Origin of the sequence: Nonomuraea sp. NPDC052265 (assembly GCF_044547985.1) — a bacterium.
GTDB lineage: Bacteria > Actinomycetota > Actinomycetes > Streptosporangiales > Streptosporangiaceae > Nonomuraea.
In genome coordinates, this window is sequence record NZ_JBIUBJ010000007.1 from 45,334 (window position 1) to 70,456 (window position 25,123).

Below are 25,123 nucleotides of genomic sequence, written 5' to 3' on the forward strand. Positions count from 1 at the left end.
CCGGTGCGGGCGGGGTCAGGTGAGGGCTGGTTCGCGGACGATGCCGTCGCTGATCTCCAGCACCCGGTCCGCCAGCGTGATCAAACTGGGATCGTGCGTGGCGACCAGCGCCGTCACCCCCTCACTCCGTACGAGCGCCCGCAACAGCTCCATGATCTGCCGCCCCGTCTGCGAGTCGAGCTGCCCCGTGGGCTCGTCGGCCACCAGCAGCCGGGGCCGGTTGGCCAGGGACCGGGCGATCGCCACCCGCTGCCGCTGCCCGCCCGACAGCTCGTACGGCCGCTGGTTCACGTGCTGCTCCAGCCCCACCAGCGCCAGCAGCAGCCGTACCCGCTCCTCCCGCTCGGCGGACGGCACGCGGGCCAGCCGCATCGGCACCCCCACGTTCTCGGCCGCCGACAACACGGGGATCAGCCCGAACGACTGGAACACGAAGCCCACCACGTCCCGGCGCAGCGCCAGCAGGGCGTCCTCGGACATGGACGTCACCTCGCGCCCGTCCACGACGACCCGCCCGGCGTCGGGACGGTCCAGGCCGCCGATCTGGTTGAGCAGCGTGGTCTTGCCCGACCCCGAACGTCCGCGGACCGCCACCAGCTCCCCGGGGAACACCTCGAAGGACACCTCGCGCAGCGCGACGACCTCCTTGGGCCCGCTCCGGTAGACCTTGCGGACCCCCTCCACCACGACCAGGGGCTCATTGCTCATGGGAGGGCTCCTCTCGGGCGGGCCAAACGCCGATGTGGTCGGATTCGAGTTCGAGGCGCACCCGGCGTTCCATGTCCAGGGCGTTCATGAAGTCGCGGGGGAGCTGCAGGCGGCCCACGCGGTCCAGCACGGCGTACTCCTCGGCGACGATCTGCCCCTCGGCGCCCTCGCGCCGCAGCGTCTCGCTGCTGGTACGCCCGTCGCGGATGCCGACGGTGCGGTCCACCTGCTCCGACACCAGCGGGTCGTGGGTCACGATGACCACGGTCACGCCGAGCTCCCTGTTCGCCTTCCGGAGGGAGTCGAAGACCTGCTCGGACGTCTCGCTGTCCAGCTCGCCGGTGGGCTCGTCGGCCAGGATGAGCTGCGGCTCGTTGGCCAGGGCGACGGCGATGGCGACCCGCTGCTGCTCACCGCCGGACATCTCGGGCGTGCGGCGGTCGGCGCAGTAGCCGACGCCCAGGAGCTCCAGCAGCTCGCCGGCGCGGGCGCGGCGCGCCCGGCCGCCGCCGGCCAGCTTCATGGGCAGCTCGACGTTCTCCCTGGCGGTCAGGTACGGCAGCAGGTTGCGCGCGGTCTGCTGCCAGATGAAGCCCACCACGGAACGCCGGTAGCGCAGCCGGTCCTTGGCCGTCATCGCCAGCAGGTCGGTGCCCGCGACCCTGGCCACCCCGGCGGTCGGCACGTCGAGGCCCGACAGCACGTTGAGCAGCGTGGACTTGCCCGACCCGGACGCACCGACGATGGCCACCAGCTCGCCCTTGTCGATCACCAGGTCGAGTCCCTGCAGGGCGACGACCTCGACGCCCTCGGTCTTGTAGATGCGGACGAGGTTGTCGCAGACGATGTGCGCGTCCCCGCCGAACGCGGTCTTCTCCCGCGTGGCCTTGGCTTCCAGCTCTGACAGGGTCGGGTTCATGTGAGGTCCCCCACTCGAAGGACGGCGCCGAGGCTGCGACGGCGGCTGATGGCGGTGTGCGTGTACGCGCCGAACACGGCCACGACGGCCAGCCCGGCCGCCAGCGCGGTCGGCGTGATCAGGTCTAGGGAGTAGTCGCCGACCGGCAGGTCGCCGGCGTAGGAGGACAGGTCGACGCCCGGCCCGAGTGCCGCGGGCAGCCCGAGGCCGAGCAGGAGGCCGGCCAGCGCGGTCAGCAGGATCATCGGCATGATCTCCAGGACGGTGAGCCGCTGCGCCTGCCGGTCCGACAGCCCCAGCGTACGCAGGAACGACAGCGCCCTGGCCCGGTCGGCCGCCCCGATCACCAGCGAGAGGATGACGGCGACCAGCGCGTACGCCGCCAGCGCGACCGTGACCACGACCAGCGTGGTCCGCACGGTGCTGGTCAGCGGGTCGTCCTGGATGGCGGCCAGGGCCAGCGTCTGGGACTCCACCGTGCCGAGCGGGACCATCCGGCGCAACTCGTCGGGCGCGGGGTTGCCGCGGATGAGCAGGGTGTTCACGGCGGGCCGCACGAGCGAGTCCAGCGGCAGGATCAGGAACTTACCCTGGCTGTAGAAGCCGGGCACGGAGGTGATCACGCCGCCCTCGGGGACCTTGAGCCGCGACTGCCAGCCGATCTCGTACGTGCCCCGGCCCTTCAGGTCGGGCGAGACGAAGGCGCCGCTCCCGGTCGGCACGCCGATCGGCGCCCCGGCCAGCACCCGCCGCCACTCGGGCAGGTTCACGGCGATGGCCTCGGCGCGCTCGGCGCCGTACCCGACCTGGACCCGGCCGGTCTGCGCGAGCACGACCTGCTCGACGCCCGCCGTCCTGCGGACCCGTTCGATCACGTCGGCCGGGATCTCGACCCGGGAAGTGACCTTGACCGGCGCGCCCACCTGCTGCCAGGACGCCAGCCGCTGCGTGCTCACCAGCCCGTCGGAGATCACCGCGGCGAACACCGACACGCCCAGCGCGGGCAGCAGGATCAGCACCGGCAGCACCGACGCGGACCGCGCCCTGGCCGCCCTGGTCAGGCCCAGGAACGGCACGGCCCCCGGCCGCCGCGCGGTCAGCCGTACGAGCAGCCGCAGCGGGTACGGGTAGCAGCGCAGGATGATCACCGCTGCGGCGAGCGTCAGCGCGATCGGCACCACCAGCAGGAACGGGTCGAACCCGGCCGAGGCGGTCAGCCCGCGGGTGCGCAGCAGGTACGCCCCCGCCAGCGCCAGCACCACGACCAGCACCTCCAGCGTGAGCCGGCGGGCGGAGGGACGGGCGGTGCTGACGTCCTCGCGCTGCTCGTGCAGCGGCACGCGGTGGGTGAAGGCCAGCCCGGCGGCGGTGAACCCGACGGCGGCCGCCATCACCAGCAGCGGCCCGACGTGCACGATCGGCAGCACGGGCCCGGGGACGAGCCAGGACAGCGCGTACCCGGCGAGCCCGGCGGGCACGACGGCGAGCGCGGTCAGCGCCGCGCCGGTGCCCGCCACCTGCCACAACGACCCGCCGCGGGCCCGCGTCAGCGCCAGCGTGTGGTCGAGCCGGCCGGAAAGCAGCTGCACCGCCAGCACGATCACGCCGACCGCCACCAGCAGCAGGCCGCCGAGCACCAGGTACATCACGGTCTGGGCGGTGGACTGGGCCGCCACGAACTCCGTCAGCAGCTTGGGCAGCGCGGTCAGCACCCGGTACGGGCTGTACGAGCCCGACGCCTGCAACCCGATCACCCGCTCGAACTCGCTGACGGCCGTCTGGAGGTCGGTCGTGGCCAGCGCGTCGGCCTTGTCCGGGTCGATGGGGAGCACCCAGTAGTAGGACAGGTTGCGCCCGTCGCCGCTGAGCGCGGTCAGCCCGTCGTCGGACATGATCGTCGTGATGTGCTTCTCGAACTCCAGCTTGCCCGGCGGCAGCATCCGGGTGACGGTCAGGATGTCGCTGTTGTGGCTCCAGTAGCGGTCGTCCGGCTTCTTGGCCTTGAACGCGCCGACCAGCTTCACCGCCACGTAGTGGCTCTCGCCGAGCACCTTGACCTGGCCCAGCCGCAGGTCCATCGCGGTCAGCGCGGACTCGACCAGGCCCACCTCGATCAGCGGGATCGTCTCGCCCTCGAAGCGCATGGTGGAGGGCTTGCCCGGCGCCCGTCCCTGGGCCCAGTCCACCCGCCGGTCGGCGTCGGACAGCCAGCCGAGGTTCATGAACATGGTCCCGCCCGAGCCGTGGATCGGGGTGACCACGGTCTTGGCGCTCATGTGGCTGTCGCCCGTGCCTGCGGGGACGACCAGCGGCCGCAGAGCCGGGGGCACGAGCTGGCGCCAGCGCCGGTCCCTGGACTCGAACTGGCCGCGTTCGTGCAGGTCCTCCTCCTTCGACATCGACCCGACGGTCACGGCCAGGTCGGCCTGCTCGGCGGCGGCGGTCCTGAGCGCGTCGCGCAGCGCCTGGTCGAACGACAACTGCATCGCCCTGGGCAGCCCCGCGACGAGCAGGCAGGCGCTCAGCGTCAGCACGAAGAGCACGGCCACCGCGCCCAGGTGCGTCCGGGCCAGCAGCGGGATCCTCACTGTTCCTCCCGAAGGCCGAGACCCTGCCTGCGCAGGTTACGCGCCAGTCCGGCGACGATGGCGAGCAGCACCGCGGCCACCCCGGCGAGCATGGCGGCCGTGGCGCCCCAGGGGATGTCGAGCACCACCCCGGGGGTGACCGCCGACGCCTGCCCGGTCAGCACGATGTGCGGCACCACGAGCATGCCCACGACGACGGCGAGCCCGGTCCCGGCAGCCAGCGACAACCCGATCACGAACGTCTGCTCCATCGCCAGCATCCCGAACACCTGCCGGGAGCTCACGCCGAGCGCCCGCAGGATCGCGAACTCGTTCATCCGCTCGCGGGCCGCGACCGCCGCGTTGACCAGGAAGCCGAGCGCCGCGAACACCAGCGCCGCGAGGAAGCCCAGCATCAGCGCCCCCTGGAGGCCGCTGGCCAGCGGGTCGTCCTGCATCTTGGAGGCCAGGGCGCGCTGGTCGATCGCGGTGACGTCCCAGGCGGGGCGGCCGGTGAGCGCGGCCGCCGCCCGGCCGTCCGGGGTGGCGAGCCACCACTCGGTGGCGGGCCTGGGCAGTTGCCCCGCCGCCAGATCCTGCGCCTGCATCGTCCCCCAGTCGGCCAGTACGGCATGTTGCCCGGCAGTGGTCGTCGGCATCGTCTCCACGACGGCCACGACCTTGACGTCCATGACCTTGCGGTCGATGCTGGCCCGTCCCACCTGGCCGACGCCCAGCTTGAGCGAGGTCGCCAGGTCGGCGGTGAGCACCACGGGCAGCGGTCCTTGAACCGGCGGCGACCCGAAGGAGGCCGTCGCCGGTTGCCGGCCGGCCGCCTTCAACGACACGGCGGGCGTGGTCACCGGCCGTCCGTCCGCGCTGATCCCGGTCACGGTCAGGGTCGCGCTGCCGGAGGGCGGCGCGCTCGCGACGAGCCCGCGCAGCGACAGCGGGTACGTGATCTTCCCGCTGCGCCCCGCCAGCGCCGCCAGGTCCACGTCCAGGGTGTTCTCGCCCGCCTTCAGGACGCCGAGCGACACGTCGCGCCACACCCCCAGCGCGTCGGACAGCACCAGCCGCAGCGGCAGGTCCGCGTCCGTCGTGGCGCGCAGGGTGAGCGCGGCCGGCTGTCCCGGCAGGTCCAGCTTGCCCGCCTGCGGCCCGGTCAGCGCCTTGGACATCTCGGCGATGGGCCGGTCCGCCAGGTCGGGGCGGAGCTGGAACAGCGTGCCGAGCTTGGCGGCGTCGATTCCGATCAGGATGGCGTTCTCGCTGCTGACCTCGGTCTGGCCGCGGAAGACGGGCGAGGCGGCGGTCACGCCGGGCAGCGCGGTGAACGCCGTGCCGCGGCCCAGCGGGCCCAGCTCGGGCGCGTCCGGCGGGCCGGACAGGCGCAGGTCGGCCCCGGCCTGGTGGCGGGCCTGGTCGAGCTGGGAGCCGCGCCAGGTGGCGGCGGTGGCCATGGACACGATGCCGATGGCGATGGCCATGGTGAGCAGCAGCGCGGGGCCGGCGTACTTGAGCGGCCGCCTGCTGACCTGCCACGCGCCGAGCGCCGGGGCCAGGGACGGGCGTCTGGAGGTGATGCGCTCGGCCACCTTGGAGATGCGCGGCACCAGCCGCAGGCCGAGCATGCCGCCGGTGAGCAGGGCCAGCGCGGGGCCGGAGATGATCAGCGGGTCGATGCCGAGCCCGCCGCCCGCGGTGGTGGTGACCGGCGCGCCGTAGTGCTGGAGCTGCCAGATCGCCAGGCCGGCCACGGCCAGCAGCGCGACGTCGGCGCCCGCGCGCTCGATCAGGCCGCGCCCGCCGCCGCGTCCGCGCGCCGACTGCTCCTCCACGTACGTGCGCCGCGCGCCCGCCAGCGCGGGCAGCACCAGCAGCACCGCCGAGGCCAGGGCCACCGCGACCGACACCAGGAACGTGCCCAGGCCGATCGAGGGATCCAGCCGCACGCCCGACGCCTTGATCCAGGGAAGCTGGTTCACCAGCCCGAGCAGCGGCGGCCCGAGGAACGGCGCGACGATCGCGCACGGGACCGCCACCAGCAGCGCCTCGCCCCCGGCCAGCGCGGCCAGCCGCAGCGTGCCCGCGCCGCGCGAGCGCAGCAGCGCCACCTCCATGCGCCGGTGGTCGGCCAGCAGCCGCGCGGTGAGCATCAGCGCGTACGCCGCCAGCAGCAGCAACTGCAACACCGGGATCAGCATGGTCGAACGGGCCACCAGCGAGGCGGTGTCGAGCTGGGTGAGCATCTCGGGCAGGCGGCTGGTGGTCACGCAGCTCGGGCAGGCGCCGGCCTTCAGGTGCGCGCCCACCTCGCCGACCGCCGCGGCCAGCGGGCGCAGTTGGGCCGGCGTCAGCGAGCGCAGGTCGGGCTCGGCGGTCCAGGTGGCGTTCACGTTGGTGGCGAAGCGGGCGATGAAGGTGTCGCGCGAGACCATCAGCGGCCCGTACGTGGTGAAGTCGCCGCGCTCGACGCCCCTGCTGAGCAGTTGCTCCCCGGTCCAGCGCTCGCCGAAGGGGTCGTCGAGCTGGAAGACGCCGGTGATGCGCACCTGGACGGGCTCCGGCGACAGGCGGCCCACGGTGGTCAGCTCCTGGCCGACCTTGAACCCGGCCGCCGAGGCCGCCGACAGCGAGATCGCCGCCTCCACCCGGCCGTCGGCGGCCTTGGGCCAGGCGCCGGAGACGAGCTTGGCGTGCTGGTCGAGGCCGTCGTAGCTGCCGAACCTGAGCAGTTCGGGCCGGTCCCTGCGCTCCTGGCCGGGCATGGCGTAGGAGTCGGAGTGGAAGCTCGTGGTGAGCGCGGGCGCCTTGGTGTACGCCTTGGCCAGCTCGGCGCGTACCGCCTGGTCGTAGACGGGGAACGTCTTGTCGGTGACGGGGGCGCTGATCGTCGCGGAGGTCTGGCGCAGGGAGGCGGTCTCCATGGTCCTGCGCACGCCGGCGTCGGCGATGGAGGAGGCGTACATGGTGAGCGCGACCAGCGTGGTGGTGGCCAGCAGGATCGAGCCGAAGGCGGCCAGGAGGAGCAAAGGCTCGCTGAACGCCCGTTTGACGACCAACGGCCCCCGCATGTGTCCCCCTTCGTCCGTTTAGTGAACCCTCACGGAGAGGGCGGACGGGAGGCAAGGGATCTTGGTAAGGGATGCCCACCCGATACCCGGCGGCGATGCCCATGTGATATCGAAACTGTGACAAAACGCGCACAAAAAACAAGAACGCCGCACTCCGTGAGGGAGTGCGGCGCTAGTGCTCGCCCGGCTGTGGCCGGGCGGTCGGTGCCTACTTGGCGGCTAGGGTGGCAGCCTGCTTGGCGATCGCCGACTTGCGGTTGGCGGCCTGGTTCTTGTGGATGACGCCCTTGCTGACGGCCTTGTCGAGCTGGCGGGCGGCGACGCGCTGCAGCGCCGCGGCCTGCTCGACGTCGCCCTGCTCGGCGGCCTCGCGGAACTTGCGGACAGCCGTCTTCAGAGAGGACTTGACCGCCTTGTTGCGCAGACGCGCCTTCTCGTTCTGCTTGTTGCGCTTGATCTGGGACTTGATGTTCGCCACGAAGAAGCCTCGGTGAAAGTCTAAGGATGGATGGGGCGCGCGGGCTCGAGAGAGGGCGCGCCACACGCAAGTGAACAGGGTACCAATAACCCAGGCGGCTGCTCAAATCAACGCACCGGGCGTTCTCAGTTTAGGCCAGCCAGCGGGTCATGTACTCCTTCCAGTCCTCTTCGGTGGCGGCGAAGTCGACGTACAGGGCCAGGCCGAAGCGTTCGCGGCGGCCGTGGTCGGACAGGGCCAGCCTGGCGCCCTCGGCGGCCATCGCCACGCTCTCGGCGGCGTCCAGCCAGGGCAGGCTGTGGTCGTGGTAGGCGGGGGCGCCGATGAACAGGGACTTGCCGTCCGGTACGAGGTCCAGGGCGAGCGCGGCCTGCCGGGCCACGTAGCCGCCGTAGAGGGACTGTGTGGGGGCGCCCGAGTCGTACGTCATGATCGCGACCTGGTCCACCCGGTTCACGACCTCCTGGAAGTAGCCCTGCGACCAGTATTTGTCGTGGCCCAGGACGAGCCTGCCCGCCGGGCGCATGAGGGGATAGGGCTCGACCTGCGGGGTCGAGGTGGACAGCAGCTTCGTGTACGTCCTCGTCCGTTCCAGCAGGTCGAGGAACTCGTCGTCGCCGTCGCCGATCGGCTCGAAGTTGTAGTGGACGCCGTCGTAGCCCGCCTTCATGATGTCGGCCACGCCGGCCAGGACGTTCGCGCGGGACGCGGCGTCGTCGAGGTCGAGGCCGTCCTTGACGGTCTGGCCCAGCCAGGCGGAGACGCGGACGCCCGGCAGGTACCGGTGCATCCAGGTCACGAAATCTGCGGACTTGGGGTGCTTGGCGGGATCGAGGCGGCCGTCCCACTCGAAGGGGCCGGAATGCACGTACACGTCCTTGATGCCGGTGGTGCGCAGGCGTACGGCCAATTGCTCCACGTCCTGCTCCGCGCGGCGGCCGTCGACCCAGGCGTGGCCGAGCCAGAGGGCGTCGTTGCCGGTGCTCTTCGCCCAGGCCGCCGGGGCACCGGTAAACTGGAGACGGAGCGCGCCGGCGAGAAGGCCGGCCAGCGCCACCACGACGGCCAAGGCCAGCGCGACCAGGCGCAGGCCGCGGCGGATGACGGTCCGGGTAATCACCCGGGCATGTCACCATGAAAGACGCTTGACCTCAACCCTGTCGAAACGGACTTCGGTGCGCACTCAGCCTGGCCAGACCGACCCCGCGTTGATCCGCAACTTCTGCATCATCGCGCACATCGACCATGGCAAGTCGACCCTTGCCGACCGGATGCTGCAGATCACCGGCGTGGTCGACGAACGCTCCATGCGCGCGCAATACCTCGACAGGATGGACATCGAGCGCGAACGCGGCATCACGATCAAGTCGCAGGCCGTGCGGCTGCCCTGGGACGGCCACGTCCTCAACATGATCGACACCCCCGGGCACGTCGACTTCACCTACGAGGTGTCCCGGTCGCTGCAGGCGTGCGAGGGCGCGGTCCTGCTGGTCGACGCCGCGCAGGGCATCGAGGCGCAGACCCTGGCCAACCTCTACCTGGCCATGAACGCCGACCTGCACATCATCCCGGTGCTCAACAAGATCGACCTGCCCGCCGCGCAGCCGGAGAAGTTCGCCGAGGAACTGGCCGGCCTGATCGGCTGCGACCCGTCCGACGTGCTCAAGGTGTCGGGCAAGACCGGCGTGGGCGTGCGCGAGCTGCTCGACCACGTGGTGCAGACCGTCCCCGCGCCCGTGGGCCAGGCCGACGCCGCCGCGCGGGCGCTCATCTTCGACTCCGTCTACGACACCTACCGCGGCGTCGTGACGTACGTCCGGGTCATCGACGGCCATCTGAGCAAGCGCGAGCGCATCCTCATGATGTCCACCAACGCCACGCACGAGACGCTGGAGATCGGCGTCATCTCGCCCGAGCCCAAGGCCGCCGACCGCGGCCTGGGCGTCGGCGAGGTGGGCTACCTGATCACCGGCGTGAAGGACGTCCGCCAGTCGCGCGTCGGCGACACCGTCACCTCGTCGGTCAAGCCCGCCAAGGAGATGCTGGCCGGCTACGAGCACCCCAAGCCGATGGTGTTCTCCGGGCTCTACCCGATCGACGGCGACGAGTACCCCGAGCTGCGCGAGGCGCTCGACAAGCTCCAGCTCAACGACGCCGCGCTGGTCTACGAGCCGGAGACCTCGGCCGCGCTCGGCTTCGGCTTCCGCGTCGGCTTCCTCGGCCTGCTGCACATGGAGATCGTGCGCGAGCGCCTGGAGCGCGAGTTCGGCCTGTCGCTGATCTCCACGGCGCCCAACGTCGTCTACCGCGTGGTCTTGGAGGACGGCAAGGAGCTCACGGTCACCAACCCGTCCGAGTTCCCGACGGGCGGCAAGATCGCGCAGGTCTTCGAGCCGGTCACCAAGTCCACCATCCTGGCGCCCGCCGAGTTCATCGGCGCGATCATGGAGATCTGCCAGGGGCGGCGCGGCCAGCTCCTCGGCATGGACTACCTGTCCGAGGACCGCGTCGAGATCCGCTACACGCTGCCGCTCGGCGAGATCATCTTCGACTTCTTCGACCAGCTCAAGTCGCGCACCCGCGGCTACGCCTCGCTCGACTACGAGCCCGCCGGCGAGCAGGAGGCCGAGCTGGTCAAGGTGGACATCCTGCTGCAGGGCGAGGCCGTCGACGCCTTCAGCGCGATCGTCCACAAGGACAAGGCGTACTCCTACGGCGTCGACATGGCCAAGAAGCTGCGCGAGCTGATCCCGCGGCAGCAGTTCGAGGTGCCGATCCAGGCCGCCATCGGCGCCCGGGTCATCGCCCGCGAGAACATCCGGGCCATCCGCAAGGACGTCCTGGCCAAGTGCTACGGCGGTGACATCTCCCGTAAGCGCAAGCTGCTGGAGAAGCAGAAGGAAGGCAAGAAGCGGATGAAGATGGTCGGCCGCGTCGAGGTGCCCCAGGAGGCCTTCGTCGCCGCGCTGTCCACCGACTCCAGCGTCGACAAGACCAAGAAGTAGCCGCTACAGGCCCATCACGGCGGGCGTTCGCGCGAGCGCCCGCCAATGTTGCCCCGGGTCGGCGACCAGGCGGCGGGCCGCAGGTCCATCAGCCCGCCGACGCCGGCCGCGCGCAGGCACTCCCAGCGGGCGTGGTCGCCGTACTGGTGGTAGACCACGTTGTTGAGGTGGCCCTGGGTGTCGAGCTCGTAGCCGCGGACGGCGATGCGTACCGAGAAGGTCATGATCGTTCCTCCAGCCAGGCGTGCGATTTGGCGGTGAGGTAGCGCAGGCCGTCGTCGCCGATCTCCACCCAGTCGCCGCGGGCCCAGCCGCCCGTGGTCTGGGGGGCGAAGCCGTGCCGCTGGAACAGCGCCGACGCCTCCTTCTGGGTGAGGCCGCGGCGGCCCCACTCCGCGAGGACCCGGGCCGTACGCTCGTCCTCGCCCGCCTCCTCGTCGCCGAGCGCGGCGGCCAGCTCCTCCAGGCCGCGCGCCATCAGACGCAGGGAGGCCTGCACGCGGGCGATGTCCATCGGCGCTCCTCATCGCTGTTCGATTGCCATCGATAGCTTAGCGATAGCAGCGGCTACCCTGAAAGGGTGGAAGTGGTGCGTACGGAACGCATGGTCCTCTCCCGGGTACGCCCGGAAGACCTCGAAGCCGTGCACGAGATCCACTCCGACCCGCGGACGAACGTCCACAGCTCCGCCGGGCCCACCGTGGACATGGAGGCCAGCCTGGTCATGCTGGACCTGTGGCTGGCCGACTGGGCCGAGCGGGGGATCGGCTACTGGGCCGCCCGCCTGCCGGAGCGGCCGCAGGTGCTGGGCATCGGCGGCCTGCGGTACGCGCCCCTGGAAGGCGAGGACGTGCTCCACCTCTACTACCGCTTCCGCCCCACGGCCTGGGGCCACGGGTACGCGACCGAGCTCGCCAGGGCGGCCCTGCGCGTCGGACGCGGCCTGGGCACCGTGGTGGCCCTGATCGGGGACGGCAACGAGCCGTCCCGCCGGGTGGCGGAGAAGGCCGGCCTGCACCGGGAGCGCCCGATCAGGTACGGGGGCGTGCCGAGCGACCTCTACGTCGCCTGACCGCTCGAGCGCGGGGCCCTCCGCTCCGGACGTGATCCCCACAGGACGCCCGCCAGCACAGCCAGACCCGCCAGCGCCTGGGCCACCAGGAAGCCGCCCGGCGCGGCCGGCCCGGCGGCCAGCGCGACCACCGCGGGCAGGCAGCCGAGCAGCGCCAGGTCGGCACCCGTCGCCGCCCACAGCAGCGGGCCGGTCGGGACCGCGCCGCCGGGGGTGTCGATGACCGGCAGCGAATGGTCGACCGGACCCCTCCTGGCCATCCGCAGCGCGCCGGCCGCGAGAGCGGGAGCGGCCAGCAGGCCGAACAACCACGTACCGGACGGAAGGCCGCCTGTCGCCGCGACGCCGGCCAGGGCCAGGGCCGCCCACGTACCGCCCAGCAGCGCGGGCAGGAGCGCTCGCGCCGCCAGCGCCGGACGCCGGCCCACACCGGTCAGCCGCGCCAGGGCGGGGTTGTCGGCGTCTCTGCGCGCCCGACGTGCCGGACGCCGCCACCGCCAGCGCCCCGCCGAACACGACCAGCCCGAGAGCCGTCGGAGCGGCGCCCGCCTGGGCGAACACGGCGGGCAACGCCGCGCCCGCAACCGTGGACGCCAGCCGCCAGGGCCGGCGGCCGAACCGCATCCAGTCCTGCCAGGCCAGCGCGAGCGGCGCGGGCAGCCCCGGCCACCGTCGCGAGGTGAGCTTCCTGGCCCGCCAGTGGTTGTCCTCGACGATCCAGCTCAGCGCGCCCGGGTCGAGGGTGACGGCGGCGCTGGTGACGTGCCCGGCCCGGGTGGAGGCGGTCAGCAGCAGGCGGGTGGGGATGGCGGCCAGCGAACCCCAGGCCCGGCGGGCCAGGACGGCGGCCAGCGCGGCCATGGCCGACGCCGTGGCGGCGAGCGCGGGCAGGGGGGCGTTCGCGGCGGACACGAGCGCCGTACGGGCCTGGCCGCTGACGGCGACCACGGCCAGCACGAGGAGCGCGGCCAGCACGCCGGTCAGCCAGAGGTTCCAGGTCGGGGAGGACTGGGCGAGCATCGCCAGCGCCATGCCCGCCACGCTCGCCGCCGTGGCCAGCACCAGCGCGGCGAGCAGCCGCCACACCAGCGCGCCGGGCGCGCCGAGCGCCGCGAGCAGCCCCAGCCCGAGCAGCAACCCCGCCACCAGCGCGACGAGCATGAGCACCCGCCCGATACGCCCGAGCAGTCGGCGCCGGTTCAACGGCGACATCAGCAGCCAGGACGCCTCCGCCGCGGGCACCATCACCGGCCCCGCCACCCGCGCCACGGCCAGAACCCCCGCGAACGCCAGCAGCACCAGGGCGATCCCCGCGCCCATCCGCCCAGGGTCGACCGTCCCGGAGAGGCCCGACACCACCGAGGACAGCGGCTGCCCGAGGACGGCGACCAGCATGCAGAGGCCGAACAGGCTGACGTAACGATCGACCGCACCGGCGGGAGCACGGCCACGCGCCCGGATGAACGCCCGCACCGCCCCCACACTCACGTCCGCCGCGCTCACCGCCCGCCCACCTTCCGCCGCGGCCTGCCGGGCAGCCCGCCCGCCTCGCACCCCAACCTGCCGGGCCGTCCGGTCGGCCTCCGCCGCTGCCCGTCGGCGGTGGTCGTGTCGTGACGGGTCATGCGGGCACCCCGGCGGGGGAGATCTGGCGGGCGACGTCGGCGAGGATCTGGTCGTGGGTGGCCATCACCACGGTGCCGCCCTCGTCCGCGTACTCCTCCAGGAGCTGCGCGAGCCGGACGCGGAAGCTCGCGTCGAGGCCGCGTTCGGGCTCGTCGAGCAGCAGCAGCGTGCTCGGCCTGAGCAGCGTGGCCGCCAGGCAGAGGCGCTGGCGCTGGCCGGTGGACAGGTTGAGCGGCGGCGCGTCGGCCCGTTCGGTCAGCGCGAACTCCTCCAGCGCCGAATCCACCGTCATGCGCGCCTCGGCGTGCACGGCCCCCATGAGCTCCAGGTGCTCGCGCGCCGTCAACCCCGGGTACCAGGCGGGCTCGTCGCCGAGCAGCGCCACCCGGCGCCAGAAGGGCCCGTCGTCGGCCGGCTCGGCCCCGAACACGCGGACCTCGCCGGAGGTGGCGGGCTGGAGGCCGGCCAGGCAGCGCAGCAGCGTGGACTTGCCCGAGCCGTTGGGCCCGACGACCGCCACGAGCTCACCCGGCTCGACGGCCAGCTCCAGATCCCGGAGCACCGGATTGCCTCCGAGCTCGACCGACAGGCCCGCGACATCGATGATCAGATCGCTCACCGTTCGAGCGTAGCCACCCCACCGCCCACCCACGCGCCCGCTCCCCGCCTGACCGCGTTCCGCCCGACCGCGTTCCTGGCCGTCGTTCGGCGTCCGGCCGTGCCCCCGGTCGCTGAGCTTCGGCCCTTCCGCCCCGAGGGGCTCTCCGGGGCGGAAGGGCCGATTCTGTCGGTGGTGGTCGCTACCTTGGCTGTTCCCGAACACCAGTGCTACTGGAGGGTGACGTGATTGCTTCTGAGCGATTCGAGCGTGCCGCTGTGCTGGGGGTGGCTGTGGCGGAGGAGACCCGGCGGCTGCTGCGGCTCCACCTGAGACCCGCCGAGGTGGGCGGCGACGGCAGGGTGGTGGTCGACGTGCCCTATCCCGACGCGGCCGTGGTGGCGGCGCTGCTCGACGTCGCGGCCGAGTGTTTCGGCGAACGCGGCGGCTCGGTCGAGGAGACCAGGCAGGCGGCGCTGGAGACCCTGTTACAACTGGCCGAGCTCGACGCCGACTCCCGGTTCGGCCGGGCGGCGCAAGGCGGCGACGATATCCGCCTTTCTCCATCGAAAGCCTGAGAAAGGCGGATAAATCTGTGCGTAACAGTCCGGTCCGTCCGCTACCGTCGCGGCATGCGCATCCTCTCCGTGAACGTCGGGAAGTCGTTCGACGCGGAATGGGCCGGCAAGCTCGGCCGTACGGCGATCGACAAGCGAGCCGTGGCCCACCGGGTGGAGGTGCTGCGCAACGGGCTCGCGGGCGACGAGCGGGCCGACACGCCCAACCACGGCGCCCCCAGCAAGGCCGTCTACGCCTACGCCCGCGAAGACTACGACTGGTGGCAGGGCGAGCTGGGCCGCGAGCTGCGCGACGGCCGTTTCGGGGAGAACCTGACCACCGCCGGCCTCGACGTCAACGGCGCCCTCGTGGGCGAGCGGTGGCGCGTCGGCGGCGCCCTGCTGGAGGTGACCGGCCCGCGTACGCCCTGCGTCGTGTTCCGCAACTGGATGGACGAGCCGGGCTGGCTCAAGCGCTTCACGCGGGCCGCGCGGCCGGGGGCGTACCTGGCCGTGGTGGAGCTGGGCGAGCTGGGCGCGGGCGACGAGGTGGAGATCGTCTCGCGCCCGGAGACCGGGATGACGGTGGCCGACGTCTTCCGCGCCCGCCACGGCGACGCCGACGCGCTCGCCCGGGTGCTCGCGGTCCCCGGCCACGCCCCCGAATGGGACGAACTGGCCGCCCGGACAGGCCGGGCGAGCGGCTAGAAATCCACCCGCCGCGGCAGATCGGGCGGGCGGCCAGAAGAATCATCTGCGTGGAAAGGCCGGGCGGGCGGCACCGCCCACCCGGACGGGCGCGTCAGCGCAGGACGGAGTACAGGGCCGAGGTGAGGGAGGCGCGGGCGTCGTCCTGGTCGATCGACCACATCATCGAGCCGCCCAGCCCCTTGAGCCGGATGTAGGCCGCCTTCTCCAGCAGCGACGCCGGGTCGTCGTAGGACCAGAACTCGTTGCCGTCGTACAACCACATCGCGCCGGTGCGCAGGTCGCGGTAGCGCTTGCCCGGCTTGGCCGCCAGGTCCTTGTAGTCCTCGCTGCCCGGCCCCCACTTGCCGGCGGCCGGTCCGGTCGCGGGCTGGTAAAGGCCGTCGCCGCCGCCGGTCACGCCGGTCCAGCCCTGCCCGTACGCGGGCACGCCCACGACGATCTTGCGGCCGGGCGCGCCGCGCGACAGGTAGTCGCGCACGGTCCGATCCACGCTGTACCTGACGGGGTTGGGGTCGCGCCGGTCGTTGAACAGGTTCCCGTTGTGCCCGGTCCGCGACTCCCACGTGCCGTGCAGGTCGTACCCCTGGACGGTGGCGAAGTCGAGCGACCGGAACACGCGGCGCGCCTCGAACCCGGCGTCGATCTTCGCGGCGGCGGCCGGCAGGAAGGCCGTGAGCTGGGAGGCCGCGGAGAAGGCCCGGAGCTGGGCGCGCAGCTCCTCGACGAACAGGGTGAAGTTCCGCCGGTCCTCGGGCCGGATCACGTTCCCGTCGTTGCCCGCCGAGCCCGGCCACTCCCAGTCCAGGTCGATGCCGTCGAACACGCCGGCGCCCGCGCCCGGCTCCAGGCCGGGCAGGTTGCCGCGCAGCCACAGGTCGACGCACGAGCGCGCCAGCGCGGCCCGGGACTCGGGGGTGAGCACGGCGTCGGAGAAGTACTTGGACCCGGTCCAGCCGCCGAGCGACATCAGCACCTTGAGCCCGGGGTGCTTGGCCTTGAGCTTGCGGAGCTGGTTGAGGTTGCCGTTGAGCGCCTGGCCCGGTTGGTCGGCGACGCCGTCCACGCTCTGCTCGGCCGGCACCGGGCGCTGCCAGTCGGCCCACGGGTCGGCCGAGTAGCAGGAGCCCTCGGCGTTGACGAAGCCGAAGGCGTAGTTGAGGTGGGTGAGCTTGGCGGCGGCGCCGCTGGCGTCCACGTCCTTGACGTGGTAGTTGCGCCCGTACACGCCCCACTGGATGAAGTAGGCGACCCGCTTGAAGCCGGAGTGGGCCTCGGCGGGCGCGGAGACCGCCGTCAGCCCGAGTAAGAGCGAGAGTGCGAGGACGATCTTCTTCACGGGCGCTCCTGGGGGGTGAACTTATAAGAAACTTTCCTATAAGTTGACGCGATCGTAGAACCGTCACCCCTCGCCGTCAACGACGCGCGCGACCTCCTCCGCGCTCGACAGCAGCTCCCACGCCCGGGCCGGATCGCCGAAGAGCGACAGCACCAGCTCGGCCACCTCCGGCCTGGTCGAGGCGGCCACGAGCAGGGCGAGGACATGCTCCGCCGGAGGGCGCAGGAACGCGTTCGTCCACGCGGTGACCGGCTCGGCCGCCACCCACATGCGCCGGGCCACCTCCCGCGCGAACGCCGCGTCGTACGGGCCGCCCGCCGCGATGGCGTCGGCCGCGATCCAGGCGCACGCCGAGCCCAGGTTCGCGCCCTGGCCGGTGATCGGGTCGCTGGCGACCCAGGCGTCGCCGATCGCCAGCGCGACGCCGCCGCCGGGCGAGATGTTGAACCCGAAGGCCGGGCCGGGATCGAAATCAAGAGCCTGCCGGCGGTCAGCAGGCAGCCGGGGTCGAGGAAGTGCGGGCTGCCCAGCGCCCGCTCGCGGGCCTGCGCGCGGCCCATCCTGCCCACGGTGTTCGGCAGCCGTCCGCGTCGCCCTCGCTGTAGAGCGTGGTCGCGACGCCGAGCTGCTGCAACCGCAGCGCCAGTGTCAGCCCGGAGATCCCCGCGCCCATGATTCCGATGCCCGTCATGTGCCGCCTCCTTCGATGGCTCGGAGCACACCCGTGAGCAGGCACACTGGATGACGTGCCATCCACCCTGCCCGACGGCGATCCGGCGCCCGCCTCCGGCGAGCTGCCCGACAGCGCTCTGCGCGGGCTCGGCGAGCGCCCGTTCGGCTTCTACGTGCACGTGCCGTTCTGCGTGACCCGCTGCGGCTACTGCGATTTCAACACCTACACGGCCTCCGAGCTAGGGCCCGGCGCCTCCCATCGCGACTACGCCGACACGGTCGTGGCGGAGGTGCGCCTGGCCCGCCGCGTGCTGGGCGACGCCGACCTGCCGGTGGAGACGGTGTTCTTCGGCGGTGGCACGCCCACGCTGCTGCCCCCGGAGGACCTGGCGCGCGTCCTGGCCGCGATCGACGCCGAGTTCGGGCTGCGGCCGGGGGCGGAGGTCACCACCGAGGCCAACCCAGAGTCCGTCGACCCCGCCTACCTCGACAAACTCCGTCAGGGCGGCTTCAACCGGGTGAGCTTCGGCATGCAGAGCGCGCGCGAGCACGTGCTCCAGGTGCTCGACCGCACGCACACGCCGGGCCGCCCCGCGCGGGCCGTGCAGGAGGCGCGGGCGGCCGGGTTCGAGCACGTCAACCTCGACCTGATCTACAGCACGCCGGGGGAGACCGACGACGACTGGCGGGCCTCGCTGGCCGCCGCGATCGAGGCCGGGCCCGACCACGTGTCGGCGTACTCGCTGATCGTGGAGGAGGGCACCAGGCTGGCGGCCAGGATCCGGCGCGGCGAGCTGCCGATGCCCGACGACGACGTGGCCGCCGACCGCTACCTGATCGCCGACGAGATGCTGGCCGAGGCCGGGTTCGGCTGGTACGAGGTGTCCAACTGGGCGACCTCCGAGCAGGCCCGCTGCCGGCACAACCTGCTCTACTGGACCGGCGGCGACTGGTGGGCCGCCGGCCCCGGCGCCCACAGCCACGTCGGCGGCACCCGCTGGTGGAACGTCAAGCACCCGGCCGCCTACGCCCAGCGCCTGGCGGCGGGCACCTCGCCCGCGCACGCGCGCGAGGTGCTCGCCGACGCCGACCGGGCCGCCGAGCGGCTGATGCTGGAGCTGCGGCTGGTCTCGGGCTACCCGCTCGCCGAGGTGGCCCCCGGGGCGCGCACGTCCGTGGCGAGCGCGCTGGCGCGCGGGCTGCTGGAGCCCGAGCCGTTCAGGGCGGGCCGGATGGTGCTCACCCTCAAGGGGCGGCTGCTGGCCGACGCCCTGATCACCGAGCTCATGTGATGAGGCGGATGGCGAAGGGGTAGCGGTAGTTCTCGCCCCGGTTGGTGGCGATGGCCGCCTGGATGTGGAAGATCAGCGACACGATCCACACGAGCGGGAACAGCAGCAGGCCGACCAGCACGACCGTCAGCACGCCCGCGACCAGGTAGCCGATGAACATCGTGATCTGGAAGTTCAGGGCCTCGGCCGCCTGGTCCCTGACGTAGGGGGACTCGTCCTTCTTCATCAGGTAGATGATCAGCGGGCCGATCCACGAGACGAGCAGGCCCAGCAGGTGGGCGAGCATGGCCATCGTGGTGTCGTCGCTGCCGCGCCGCGGGCCGAACCGGCCGGGCACGTACGGCCCGGCGGCGGGGTAGCCGTAGCCCGGCTGGGCGCCGTAGCCGGGGGCCTGGCCGTGGCCGGGGGGCTGGCCGTGGCCGGGCGGCGGGGGCACGTAGCGGGGCGGCGTCGGCATGGGGCCGGGCTGCGGGCCGCTCTGGCCCGGCGGCTGCCGCCCGTAATCGGGCTGGGAGCCCGGCTGCTGCCCGTAGCCGAGCTGGGGGCCGGAGCCCTGGTCGCGGGGTACGTCCGAGGGCGGGACGTACGGGGAGTCGTCGGCGGGCGGGTCCTGGCTCATGATGCCTCCGTAACGAAGTCGATCAGTTCCTCGACCCGGCCGAGCAGCTCCGGCTCCAGGTCGGTGTAGGACGAGACGGCGCCCAGAATGCGCCGCCAGGCGTCCGCGGGCTCCATGCGCCAGCCCAGTGCGGCGAGCACGCCCTCCTTCCACGGCACCCCGCGCGGCACGTCGGGCCAGCCGGGGATGCGCAGCACGGACGGTTTGACCGCCTGCCAGATGTCGATGTACGGATGGCCCACGACGAGCACGTGCGGCGAGGTGATCCGGGCCGCGATCCGGCTCTCCTTCGACCCCGGCACCAGGTGGTCGACCAGCACGCCCAGCTTGCGGCCCGGCTCGGGGGCGAACTCGGCCACGATGGCGGGCAGGTCGTCCACGCCCTCCAGGTACTCGACCACGACCCCCTCGACGCGCAGGTCGTGGCCCCAGATCTTCTCCACGAGCGCGGCGTCGTGCACGCCCTCGACGTAGATCCGGCTCTCCTTGGCGACCCGCGCCCGCAGCCCCTCCACCGCGATGGACCCGGACGCGCTGCGCCTGGGCCCGGCCGGGGCCGCGGCCGCCGGGCGCACCAGCGTCACGGGCCTGCCCTCCAGCAGGAACGCGGCCGGCGCCAGCGGGAACAGGCGGCGTTTGCCGAACCGGTCCTCAAGGGTGACGGCCTCCTTGTCGCAGGCCACCACGGCGCCGCAGAAGCCGCTGTCGGCGTCCTCCACGACCAGGTCGAGTTCGGCGGGCACCTTCGGGATCTTGCCCTTGCCCGGCCGCCGCCAATTGCCCGCCAGCACATCACCCTCGTACACACGGGGACCGTAGCAAATCACCCGCTCACCGCAAGGCGCTTACGCGCGCCGCTGCGCCGTACGAGGATGACGATCGTGCCGATGATGCCGATGAGCAGACCGGCACCGGGGATCAGGAACAGCGCCGCGACCCCGCCGAACACGCCGCCCGCGGCCGAGAGCACGTCACGGCCCACGCCGAAGCGGGCCGACGACGCCTCCTGCGTGGCGCAGGTCAGCTGGTAGTCGCCCTTGGCGGGGGCGTTGACGGCGAGGATCTCCTGCCAGGCGGTCCCGCCGGCGGTGAGCGTCTGGGTGCCGGAGACCTTGACGAGCCTGGCCTGGGCCGGGCCGCCGGAGATCTCGCACTGGTAGTTGACCCGCGTGTCGGTGGCGATGTACACGGCCGGGCGCTTGGCGGGGTCGATCGCCACCTTCACGCTTTCGCCCGACGCGAACGTGGTCGTCGGTGCCATGTCCGTCACGCTGCTCAGCACGCCGCCGGCGAACACGACCACGCCCACGACGCCCAGCACCACGGCCACGGCCCACACGACCGCGATCCACCACAGGCGTGGCTTGATCGCCTTGCCGTCGATCCTGGCCGGGAACTGGGGCTGCTGGTTGTACTGGTTGTACTGGCCGTACTGGGGTGGGGGGCCGTACTGGGGCTGTTGCTGCTGGTAAGGGGGCTGGCCGTACTGCGGGGGCTGGGGCTGGGCGTACTGGGAGGGCTGACCGTAGTAGGGACCCTGCCCCTGGGGCGGTCCGTACTGCGGGGGCTGGGAATTGTCGGTCATGCGGCAAGTGTGAGGCCTGTCGCTTGTAAGTCGCTAGCAACAGGATAGGACCCGGTGTTATCGCACCTTGTGGGCGAGAGCCGTACACTTGGCACTCGGGAACACGGAGTGCTAGACCTGTCGTTTCCCTGTTAGGCAGAGGCAGGAGGTGAGCACGTGCTCGACGATCGGAAGCTGGCGGTGCTCCGCGCCATTGTCGAAGACTACGTGTCCACCAACGAACCGGTGGGCTCCAAGGCGCTGGCCGAGCGCCACAATTTGAAGGTCTCCCCGGCAACGGTCAGGAACGACATGGCCGCTCTGGAGGAGGACGGGTACATCACCCAGCCGCACACCAGCGCGGGCCGCGTGCCGACGGACAAGGGCTACCGCCTGTTCGTCGACCGGCTCTCGCAGGTCAAGCCCCTGTCGGGGGCCGAGCGGCGGGCGATCGAGACCTTCCTCGCCGGCGCGGTCGACCTCGACGACGTGGTCTTCCGCACCGTGCGGCTGCTCGCGCAGCTCACCAGGCAGGTCGCGGTCGTGCAGTACCCGACGCTGACCCGTTCCACGGTCAGGCACGTCGAGCTGGTCCCGCTCAACGACCGGCGGGTCATGCTCGTGCTGATCACCAACACCGGGCGCGTCGAGCAGCGCGTGATCGAGCTGCCCGAGGTGGTGGAGGACGACCGCATCGCCCACCTGCGCGCGGTGCTCAACTCCTGCCTCGACGGCTGCGGGCTGAGCAACGTCCCCGAGCTGGTCGCCGACCTGCCCGAGCGGCTGCCCGCCGAGGACCGGCCCGCCGTGGCCACGATCCTGTCGGTGCTGCTCGAAACCCTCGTCGAACGCCATGACGAGAAGATCGTGTTCGCCGGCGCGGCCAATCTCGCGGGCGCCGACTTCGCCACCGGCCTGCGCGACGTGCTGGAGGCGCTGGAGGAGCAGGTCGTGCTCATGCGGTTGCTCGGCGAGACATCCACAGACACCCCGTCCGCGCTCACCGTGCGCATCGGCTCGGAAAACCCCTACCTTCGCGGCACGTCCATCGTCGCAACCGGATACGGTTCTGGCGACAACCAACTGGCCCGGCTCGGCGTGCTGGGTCCCACGAGGATGGACTACCCCGTGACGATGGGCGCCGTACGCGCGGTGGCACGCTACGTCAGCCAGATCCTGGCTGCATCTTAAGAGGTCGATAAGTGGCAAACAGCGACTACTACGCCACCCTCGGGGTGCGCCGTGACGCCAGTCAGGACGAGATCAAGAAGGCCTACCGCCGCCTCGCCCGCGAGCTGCACCCCGACGTGAACCCCGATCCTGAGACCCAGGAGCGGTTCAAGGAGATCACGCAGGCCTACGAGGTGCTGTCCGACCCGAACAAGCGCCAGATGTACGACCTGGGCGGAGACCCCTTCGGCGGCGGCGCCGGTGCGGGCGCGGGCGCCGGCGGTTTCGGGGCGGGTTTCCCCTTCAGCGACATCATGGACGCCTTCTTCGGCAGCGCGGGCGGCACCCGCGGGCCGCGCTCGCGCGCCAGGAGGGGCCGCAACGCCACCATCCGGGTCGAGCTCGACCTGCGCGAGACGGCGTTCGGCACCACCCGCGAGCTGGTCGTGGACACCGCCGTGCTGTGCGAGGTGTGCCACGGCGCCGGCGCAGCCTCCGGCACCCACCCCGACACCTGTGACATGTGCAACGGGCGCGGCGAGATCTCCCAGGTCACCCGCTCGTTCCTGGGCCAGGTCATGACCTCGCGGCCGTGCCCCCAGTGCGGCGGTTTCGGCAGCATCATCCGCCACCCCTGCCAGGAGTGCTCGGGCGACGGCCGGGTGCGCACCCGCCGTACGATCAAGGTCCGCATCCCCGCGGGCGTCGAGGACGGCACCCACATCCAGCTCGCCGGCGAGGGCGAGGTCGGCCCCGGCGGCGGCCCGCCCGGAGACCTCTTCCTGGAGATCGTCGAGCGCCCCCACGAGATCTTCGAGCGGCGCGGCGACGACCTCCACTGCACGGTCCAGATCCCGATGACGGCCGCCGCGCTGGGCACGATCCTCGCCGTGGAGACGCTCGACGGCTCCGAGGAGATCGACGTGCGCCCCGGCACCCAGTCCGGCCAGGTCATCACCATGTACGGACGCGGCGTGCAGCGGCTCAACGAGTCCGGCAGGGGCGACCTGCTCATCCACGTCAACGTCGAGACCCCTTCCCGGCTCGACCAGCCGCAGGAGGACCTGCTGCGCGAGCTTTCCAGGCTGCGTGGAGAGGAGCGTCCGCCGGGAAAATTCGCCCCGGGCCAGCAGGGTTTCTTCTCCCGCCTGCGTGACGCCTTCAACGGCAGGTGACGATCACCCGTGACCGTCCCCGTGTTCCTCGCCGAGGACCTGAACGGCTCCGAGCTGACGCTCGACGGCCCTGAGGGGCGGCACGCGGCCTCCGTGCGGCGCCTGCGCGCCGGCGAGCGGGTCGACCTGACCAACGGCGCGGGCGACGTCGCCGAGTGCGTGGTGCGCGAGGTGTTCAAGGACGCGCTCGCGCTCGACGTGCTCGCCCGCTACACCGTCGAGCCGCCCGCGCGGCGGCTGGTTGTCGTCCAGGGGCTGCCCAAGGGCGACAGGGGCGAGCTGGCCGTCGAGATGATGACCGAGGCGGGGGTCGACGTGATCGTGCCCTGGGCCGCCTCGCGCAGCATTACGCAGTGGAAGGGCGACAAGGTCGCCAAGGCGCTGGGCCGGTGGCGTTCCACGGCCCGCGAGGCGGGCAAGCAGGCGCGCCGGTTCCACCTGCCCGAGGTGGCCGAGCAGGCCTCCACCGCGCAGGTCGAGGGGCTGCTGGCCGACGCGGCGCTGGGGCTCGTGCTGCATGAGGAGGCCGTCGAGCCGCTGTCGAGGGTGGCGCTGCCGTCCGGCGGCGACATCGTGGTGGTCGTGGGGCCCGAGGGCGGCGTCTCGGAGGACGAGCTGCGCAGGTTCGTCGCGGCCAAGGCGGTGCCCGTGCTGCTCGGGCCGACCGTGCTGCGCACCTCCACGGCGGGGGTGGCGGCGGCGGCCGTGCTGCTCGCGCGCACCGGGCGCTGGTAGGCCCGCCTCGGGGCCTCAGGGCGTCGTGTGCGGCACGTCCACGAGCGGGCTGCTCAGGTCGCTCGGGGCGGCGGTGGGCATGTCGTCCGGCGGGCACTCGTCGGAGGGGCACGTCGTCGGCGCGTCGGTCGCCTCGGACGGGGTCGGCGTGGGCGTCGGCGTGACCTCGGGGCAGTCCTGGTCGCCGGCGGGCTCGCCGGTCGGGCAGGGCGTGGAGGACGGCGTCGGCGACGGCGTGGGCTGCCGGGTGGACCTGGCCGCCTCCGAGGGCCGGTGGGTCTCGCTGTGGCTCGGCGGCACGACCACCACGGGCGGTGGCTCGGCGCTGTGACTGTCCCGCCTGGGCGGCGTGGACAGCCTGGTCGAGGAGTTGCCGGGGGTGGTGGTCGAGTTGTCCACGACCTTGACGGGCGTCTCGAAGATCTGGGAGCGCAGCCCGGGAACGACCATCACGATCGTCCCCGCCACCAGCACGGCGCTGATCGCCGCCGCGCCCGCACGCCACCAGAACAGGTTACGGACGCCGCGCCGCTCGATGCGGGCGCGGATGATCTGCAGTCCTTCCGGCGAGGGCACGACCGCGTCCGCCTCCGCGCGGAGCGCACGGCGCAGGACGTCGCCGTACTCGTCGGGGGGCTGGGTCATGACATCTTCTCCAGGACGGATCGCAATGCGGCCATGCCACGTGCGGTGTGGCTCTTGACCGCGCCCTTGCTGATTCCCATGGCGTGGGCGATCTCAGCCTCGGACAGATCTCCGTAATAACGCAGAACCAGTGCTTCTCTCTGTCGGGTCGGCAGGGCGCGTAACGCCTCGATGACGGCGGAGCGTTCCAGCTCGCCGATCGCGCCGTTCTCGGCGCTCGGAGCGTCCGGCAGGCCCTTGGGTGCGTACTTCTCGACGACCGCGCGGTGACGCAGCACGGAACGGGACCGGTTGACGACAGACTGACGCAGGTAAGCGAGTGCTTTGTCGGGATCGCGTAGTCTGCGCCAGGCGCCGTGAATGGCGACGAACGCGTCCTGCACGACTTCCTCGGCGGTTGCCATGTCACGCACCAGCAACACCGCGAGACGCACCAATGACCGGAAGTGCGCGCTGTAAAGCGCGGTCACGGCCACGTCGGCATCCCACCCGACCGGCACCGCCCCCATCGACCTGTCGGCCAGAAGGGTTTCGGTGGTCACATCAGTGGGACGCGCGGCCTTCCCAGAGGGTTTACTCTCTTCCGGTTCTGAAGGT

27 protein-coding genes and 1 pseudogene are annotated in these 25,123 nt (G+C 72.2%); 8 read left to right on the plus strand and 20 right to left on the minus strand.

The features are described 5' to 3' along the window. Positions 1–15 precede the first annotated feature (15 nt). The 6 genes from ACIHAD_RS22045 to ACIHAD_RS22070 all read right to left on the minus strand — a co-directional run bounded on the left by ACIHAD_RS22045 (position 16) and on the right by ACIHAD_RS22070 (position 8,869). Positions 16–708, minus strand: a complete 693-nt coding sequence (locus ACIHAD_RS22045; RefSeq protein WP_397356423.1) for an ABC transporter ATP-binding protein — start codon at positions 706–708, stop codon at positions 16–18. Beyond that, positions 698–1,627, minus strand: coding sequence for an ABC transporter ATP-binding protein (locus ACIHAD_RS22050; RefSeq protein ID WP_397356425.1), 930 nt, complete (start codon positions 1,625–1,627; stop codon positions 698–700). Before ACIHAD_RS22050 ends, ACIHAD_RS22045 begins: the two co-directional genes overlap by 11 nt. Then, complete coding sequence (locus ACIHAD_RS22055; protein WP_397356426.1) at positions 1,624–4,215, minus strand: FtsX-like permease family protein; 2,592 nt, start codon at positions 4,213–4,215, stop codon at positions 1,624–1,626. Before ACIHAD_RS22055 ends, ACIHAD_RS22050 begins: the two co-directional genes overlap by 4 nt. Beyond that, complete coding sequence (locus ACIHAD_RS22060; protein ID WP_397356427.1) at positions 4,212–7,271, minus strand: FtsX-like permease family protein; 3,060 nt, start codon at positions 7,269–7,271, stop codon at positions 4,212–4,214. The genes ACIHAD_RS22055 and ACIHAD_RS22060 overlap by 4 nt, the downstream gene beginning before the upstream one ends. Positions 7,272–7,479: 208 nt before the next feature. After that, positions 7,480–7,749: a 30S ribosomal protein S20 gene (gene rpsT / locus ACIHAD_RS22065; protein ID WP_358462970.1), complete on the minus strand. Its 270-nt coding sequence runs from the start codon at positions 7,747–7,749 to the stop codon at positions 7,480–7,482. Between the two features lie 130 nt (positions 7,750–7,879). Further along, positions 7,880–8,869 (minus strand): hypothetical protein, encoded by a 990-nt coding sequence (locus tag ACIHAD_RS22070; RefSeq protein ID WP_397356428.1) that lies wholly within the window; start codon positions 8,867–8,869, stop codon positions 7,880–7,882. Between the two features lie 55 nt (positions 8,870–8,924). On the opposite strand from ACIHAD_RS22070, the gene lepA reads away from it, so the two are divergent. Next, positions 8,925–10,754 carry a translation elongation factor 4 gene (lepA, locus tag ACIHAD_RS22075; RefSeq protein WP_397356429.1) on the plus strand — a complete coding sequence of 610 codons (1,830 nt, stop codon included), beginning with the start codon at positions 8,925–8,927 and terminating at the stop codon, positions 10,752–10,754. A 14-nt stretch (positions 10,755–10,768) separates the two neighbouring features. Here the strand turns inward: lepA and ACIHAD_RS22080 are convergent, their stop codons facing one another. Beyond that, positions 10,769–10,978 carry an acyl-CoA thioesterase gene (locus ACIHAD_RS22080; RefSeq protein WP_397356430.1) on the minus strand — a complete coding sequence of 70 codons (210 nt, stop codon included), beginning with the start codon at positions 10,976–10,978 and terminating at the stop codon, positions 10,769–10,771. Then, entirely contained in the window at positions 10,975–11,268 is a 294-nt protein-coding gene (locus tag ACIHAD_RS22085; protein WP_397356431.1) for a hypothetical protein, read from the minus strand. The genes ACIHAD_RS22080 and ACIHAD_RS22085 overlap by 4 nt, the downstream gene beginning before the upstream one ends. A 66-nt stretch (positions 11,269–11,334) precedes the next feature. Here ACIHAD_RS22085 and ACIHAD_RS22090 point away from each other — a divergent pair, with 66 nt between their 5' ends. Beyond that, on the plus strand, positions 11,335–11,826 hold the full coding sequence (locus tag ACIHAD_RS22090; RefSeq protein WP_397356432.1) for a GNAT family N-acetyltransferase: 492 nt from the start codon (positions 11,335–11,337) through the stop codon (positions 11,824–11,826). On the opposite strand, the gene ACIHAD_RS22095 is transcribed toward ACIHAD_RS22090, so the two are convergent. The 4 genes and pseudogenes from ACIHAD_RS22095 to ccmA all read right to left on the minus strand — a co-directional run bounded on the left by ACIHAD_RS22095 (position 11,814) and on the right by ccmA (position 14,071). Continuing rightward, a complete protein-coding gene (locus ACIHAD_RS22095; RefSeq protein ID WP_397356433.1) occupies positions 11,814–12,254 on the minus strand; it encodes a hypothetical protein in 441 nt (146 codons plus the stop codon). The genes ACIHAD_RS22090 and ACIHAD_RS22095 overlap by 13 nt on opposite strands. Positions 12,255–12,378: 124 nt before the next feature. Beyond that, a pseudogene (locus tag ACIHAD_RS22100) lies at positions 12,379–13,221 on the minus strand (DUF6297 family protein); the annotation flags it as partial. Positions 13,222–13,325: 104 nt separating this feature from the next. Then, complete coding sequence (locus tag ACIHAD_RS22105) at positions 13,326–13,451, minus strand: hypothetical protein (RefSeq protein ID WP_397356434.1); 126 nt, start codon at positions 13,449–13,451, stop codon at positions 13,326–13,328. Beyond that, entirely contained in the window at positions 13,448–14,071 is a 624-nt protein-coding gene (ccmA, locus tag ACIHAD_RS22110; protein ID WP_397356436.1) for a heme ABC exporter ATP-binding protein CcmA, read from the minus strand. Before ccmA ends, ACIHAD_RS22105 begins: the two co-directional genes overlap by 4 nt. 224 nt (positions 14,072–14,295) lie before the next feature. On the opposite strand from ccmA, the gene ACIHAD_RS22115 reads away from it, so the two are divergent. Together ACIHAD_RS22115 and ACIHAD_RS22120 are read left to right on the plus strand one after the other, a co-directional pair. Further along, positions 14,296–14,628, plus strand: a complete 333-nt coding sequence (locus tag ACIHAD_RS22115) for a hypothetical protein (protein WP_397356437.1) — start codon at positions 14,296–14,298, stop codon at positions 14,626–14,628. Between the two features lie 54 nt (positions 14,629–14,682). Next, the gene (locus ACIHAD_RS22120; RefSeq protein WP_397356438.1) at positions 14,683–15,315 is read left to right on the plus strand and encodes an MOSC domain-containing protein; all 633 of its coding nucleotides are present in this window, start codon (positions 14,683–14,685) and stop codon (positions 15,313–15,315) included. Between the two features lie 94 nt (positions 15,316–15,409). On the opposite strand, the gene ACIHAD_RS22125 is transcribed toward ACIHAD_RS22120, so the two are convergent. The 3 genes from ACIHAD_RS22125 to ACIHAD_RS22135 form a co-directional block, all read right to left on the minus strand. Beyond that, positions 15,410–16,654: a glycoside hydrolase family 18 protein gene (locus ACIHAD_RS22125; protein WP_397356439.1), complete on the minus strand. Its 1,245-nt coding sequence runs from the start codon at positions 16,652–16,654 to the stop codon at positions 15,410–15,412. A gap of 63 nt (positions 16,655–16,717) precedes the next feature. After that, complete coding sequence (locus ACIHAD_RS22130; protein ID WP_397356440.1) at positions 16,718–16,924, minus strand: hypothetical protein; 207 nt, start codon at positions 16,922–16,924, stop codon at positions 16,718–16,720. A 220-nt stretch (positions 16,925–17,144) separates the two neighbouring features. Then, positions 17,145–17,345 (minus strand): hypothetical protein, encoded by a 201-nt coding sequence (locus ACIHAD_RS22135; protein WP_397356441.1) that lies wholly within the window; start codon positions 17,343–17,345, stop codon positions 17,145–17,147. A 55-nt stretch (positions 17,346–17,400) separates the two neighbouring features. Between ACIHAD_RS22135 and hemW the strand changes: the two genes are divergently transcribed. After that, positions 17,401–18,618 (plus strand): radical SAM family heme chaperone HemW, encoded by a 1,218-nt coding sequence (gene hemW, locus ACIHAD_RS22140; protein WP_397356442.1) that lies wholly within the window; start codon positions 17,401–17,403, stop codon positions 18,616–18,618. Here hemW and ACIHAD_RS22145 read toward each other — a convergent pair. From ACIHAD_RS22145 to ACIHAD_RS22155, 3 genes are read right to left on the minus strand one after another with little or no spacing between them, the layout of a single operon-like run. Further along, a complete protein-coding gene (locus ACIHAD_RS22145) occupies positions 18,611–19,237 on the minus strand; it encodes a DUF4870 domain-containing protein (RefSeq protein ID WP_397356443.1) in 627 nt (208 codons plus the stop codon). The two genes, hemW and ACIHAD_RS22145, sit on opposite strands and share 8 nt — an antisense overlap. Next, a complete protein-coding gene (locus tag ACIHAD_RS22150; protein ID WP_397356445.1) occupies positions 19,234–20,043 on the minus strand; it encodes a DUF3097 domain-containing protein in 810 nt (269 codons plus the stop codon). Before ACIHAD_RS22150 ends, ACIHAD_RS22145 begins: the two co-directional genes overlap by 4 nt. 17 nt (positions 20,044–20,060) lie before the next feature. Further along, positions 20,061–20,822: a hypothetical protein gene (locus tag ACIHAD_RS22155; protein ID WP_397356446.1), complete on the minus strand. Its 762-nt coding sequence runs from the start codon at positions 20,820–20,822 to the stop codon at positions 20,061–20,063. A gap of 156 nt (positions 20,823–20,978) precedes the next feature. Between ACIHAD_RS22155 and hrcA the strand changes: the two genes are divergently transcribed. From hrcA to ACIHAD_RS22170, 3 genes are read left to right on the plus strand one after another with little or no spacing between them, the layout of a single operon-like run. Beyond that, positions 20,979–21,992 carry a heat-inducible transcriptional repressor HrcA gene (gene hrcA / locus ACIHAD_RS22160; RefSeq protein ID WP_357694098.1) on the plus strand — a complete coding sequence of 338 codons (1,014 nt, stop codon included), beginning with the start codon at positions 20,979–20,981 and terminating at the stop codon, positions 21,990–21,992. An 11-nt stretch (positions 21,993–22,003) separates the two neighbouring features. Then, on the plus strand, positions 22,004–23,146 hold the full coding sequence (dnaJ, locus tag ACIHAD_RS22165) for a molecular chaperone DnaJ (RefSeq protein WP_397356447.1): 1,143 nt from the start codon (positions 22,004–22,006) through the stop codon (positions 23,144–23,146). A gap of 9 nt (positions 23,147–23,155) precedes the next feature. Next, the gene (locus ACIHAD_RS22170; protein ID WP_397356448.1) at positions 23,156–23,881 is read left to right on the plus strand and encodes a 16S rRNA (uracil(1498)-N(3))-methyltransferase; all 726 of its coding nucleotides are present in this window, start codon (positions 23,156–23,158) and stop codon (positions 23,879–23,881) included. Between the two features lie 15 nt (positions 23,882–23,896). On the opposite strand, the gene ACIHAD_RS22175 is transcribed toward ACIHAD_RS22170, so the two are convergent. Continuing rightward, the gene (locus tag ACIHAD_RS22175) at positions 23,897–24,526 is read right to left on the minus strand and encodes a hypothetical protein (protein ID WP_397356449.1); all 630 of its coding nucleotides are present in this window, start codon (positions 24,524–24,526) and stop codon (positions 23,897–23,899) included. Beyond that, positions 24,523–25,035, minus strand: a complete 513-nt coding sequence (locus ACIHAD_RS22180; RefSeq protein WP_397356767.1) for a SigE family RNA polymerase sigma factor — start codon at positions 25,033–25,035, stop codon at positions 24,523–24,525. The genes ACIHAD_RS22175 and ACIHAD_RS22180 overlap by 4 nt, the downstream gene beginning before the upstream one ends. Positions 25,036–25,123: the final 88 nt, after the last annotated feature.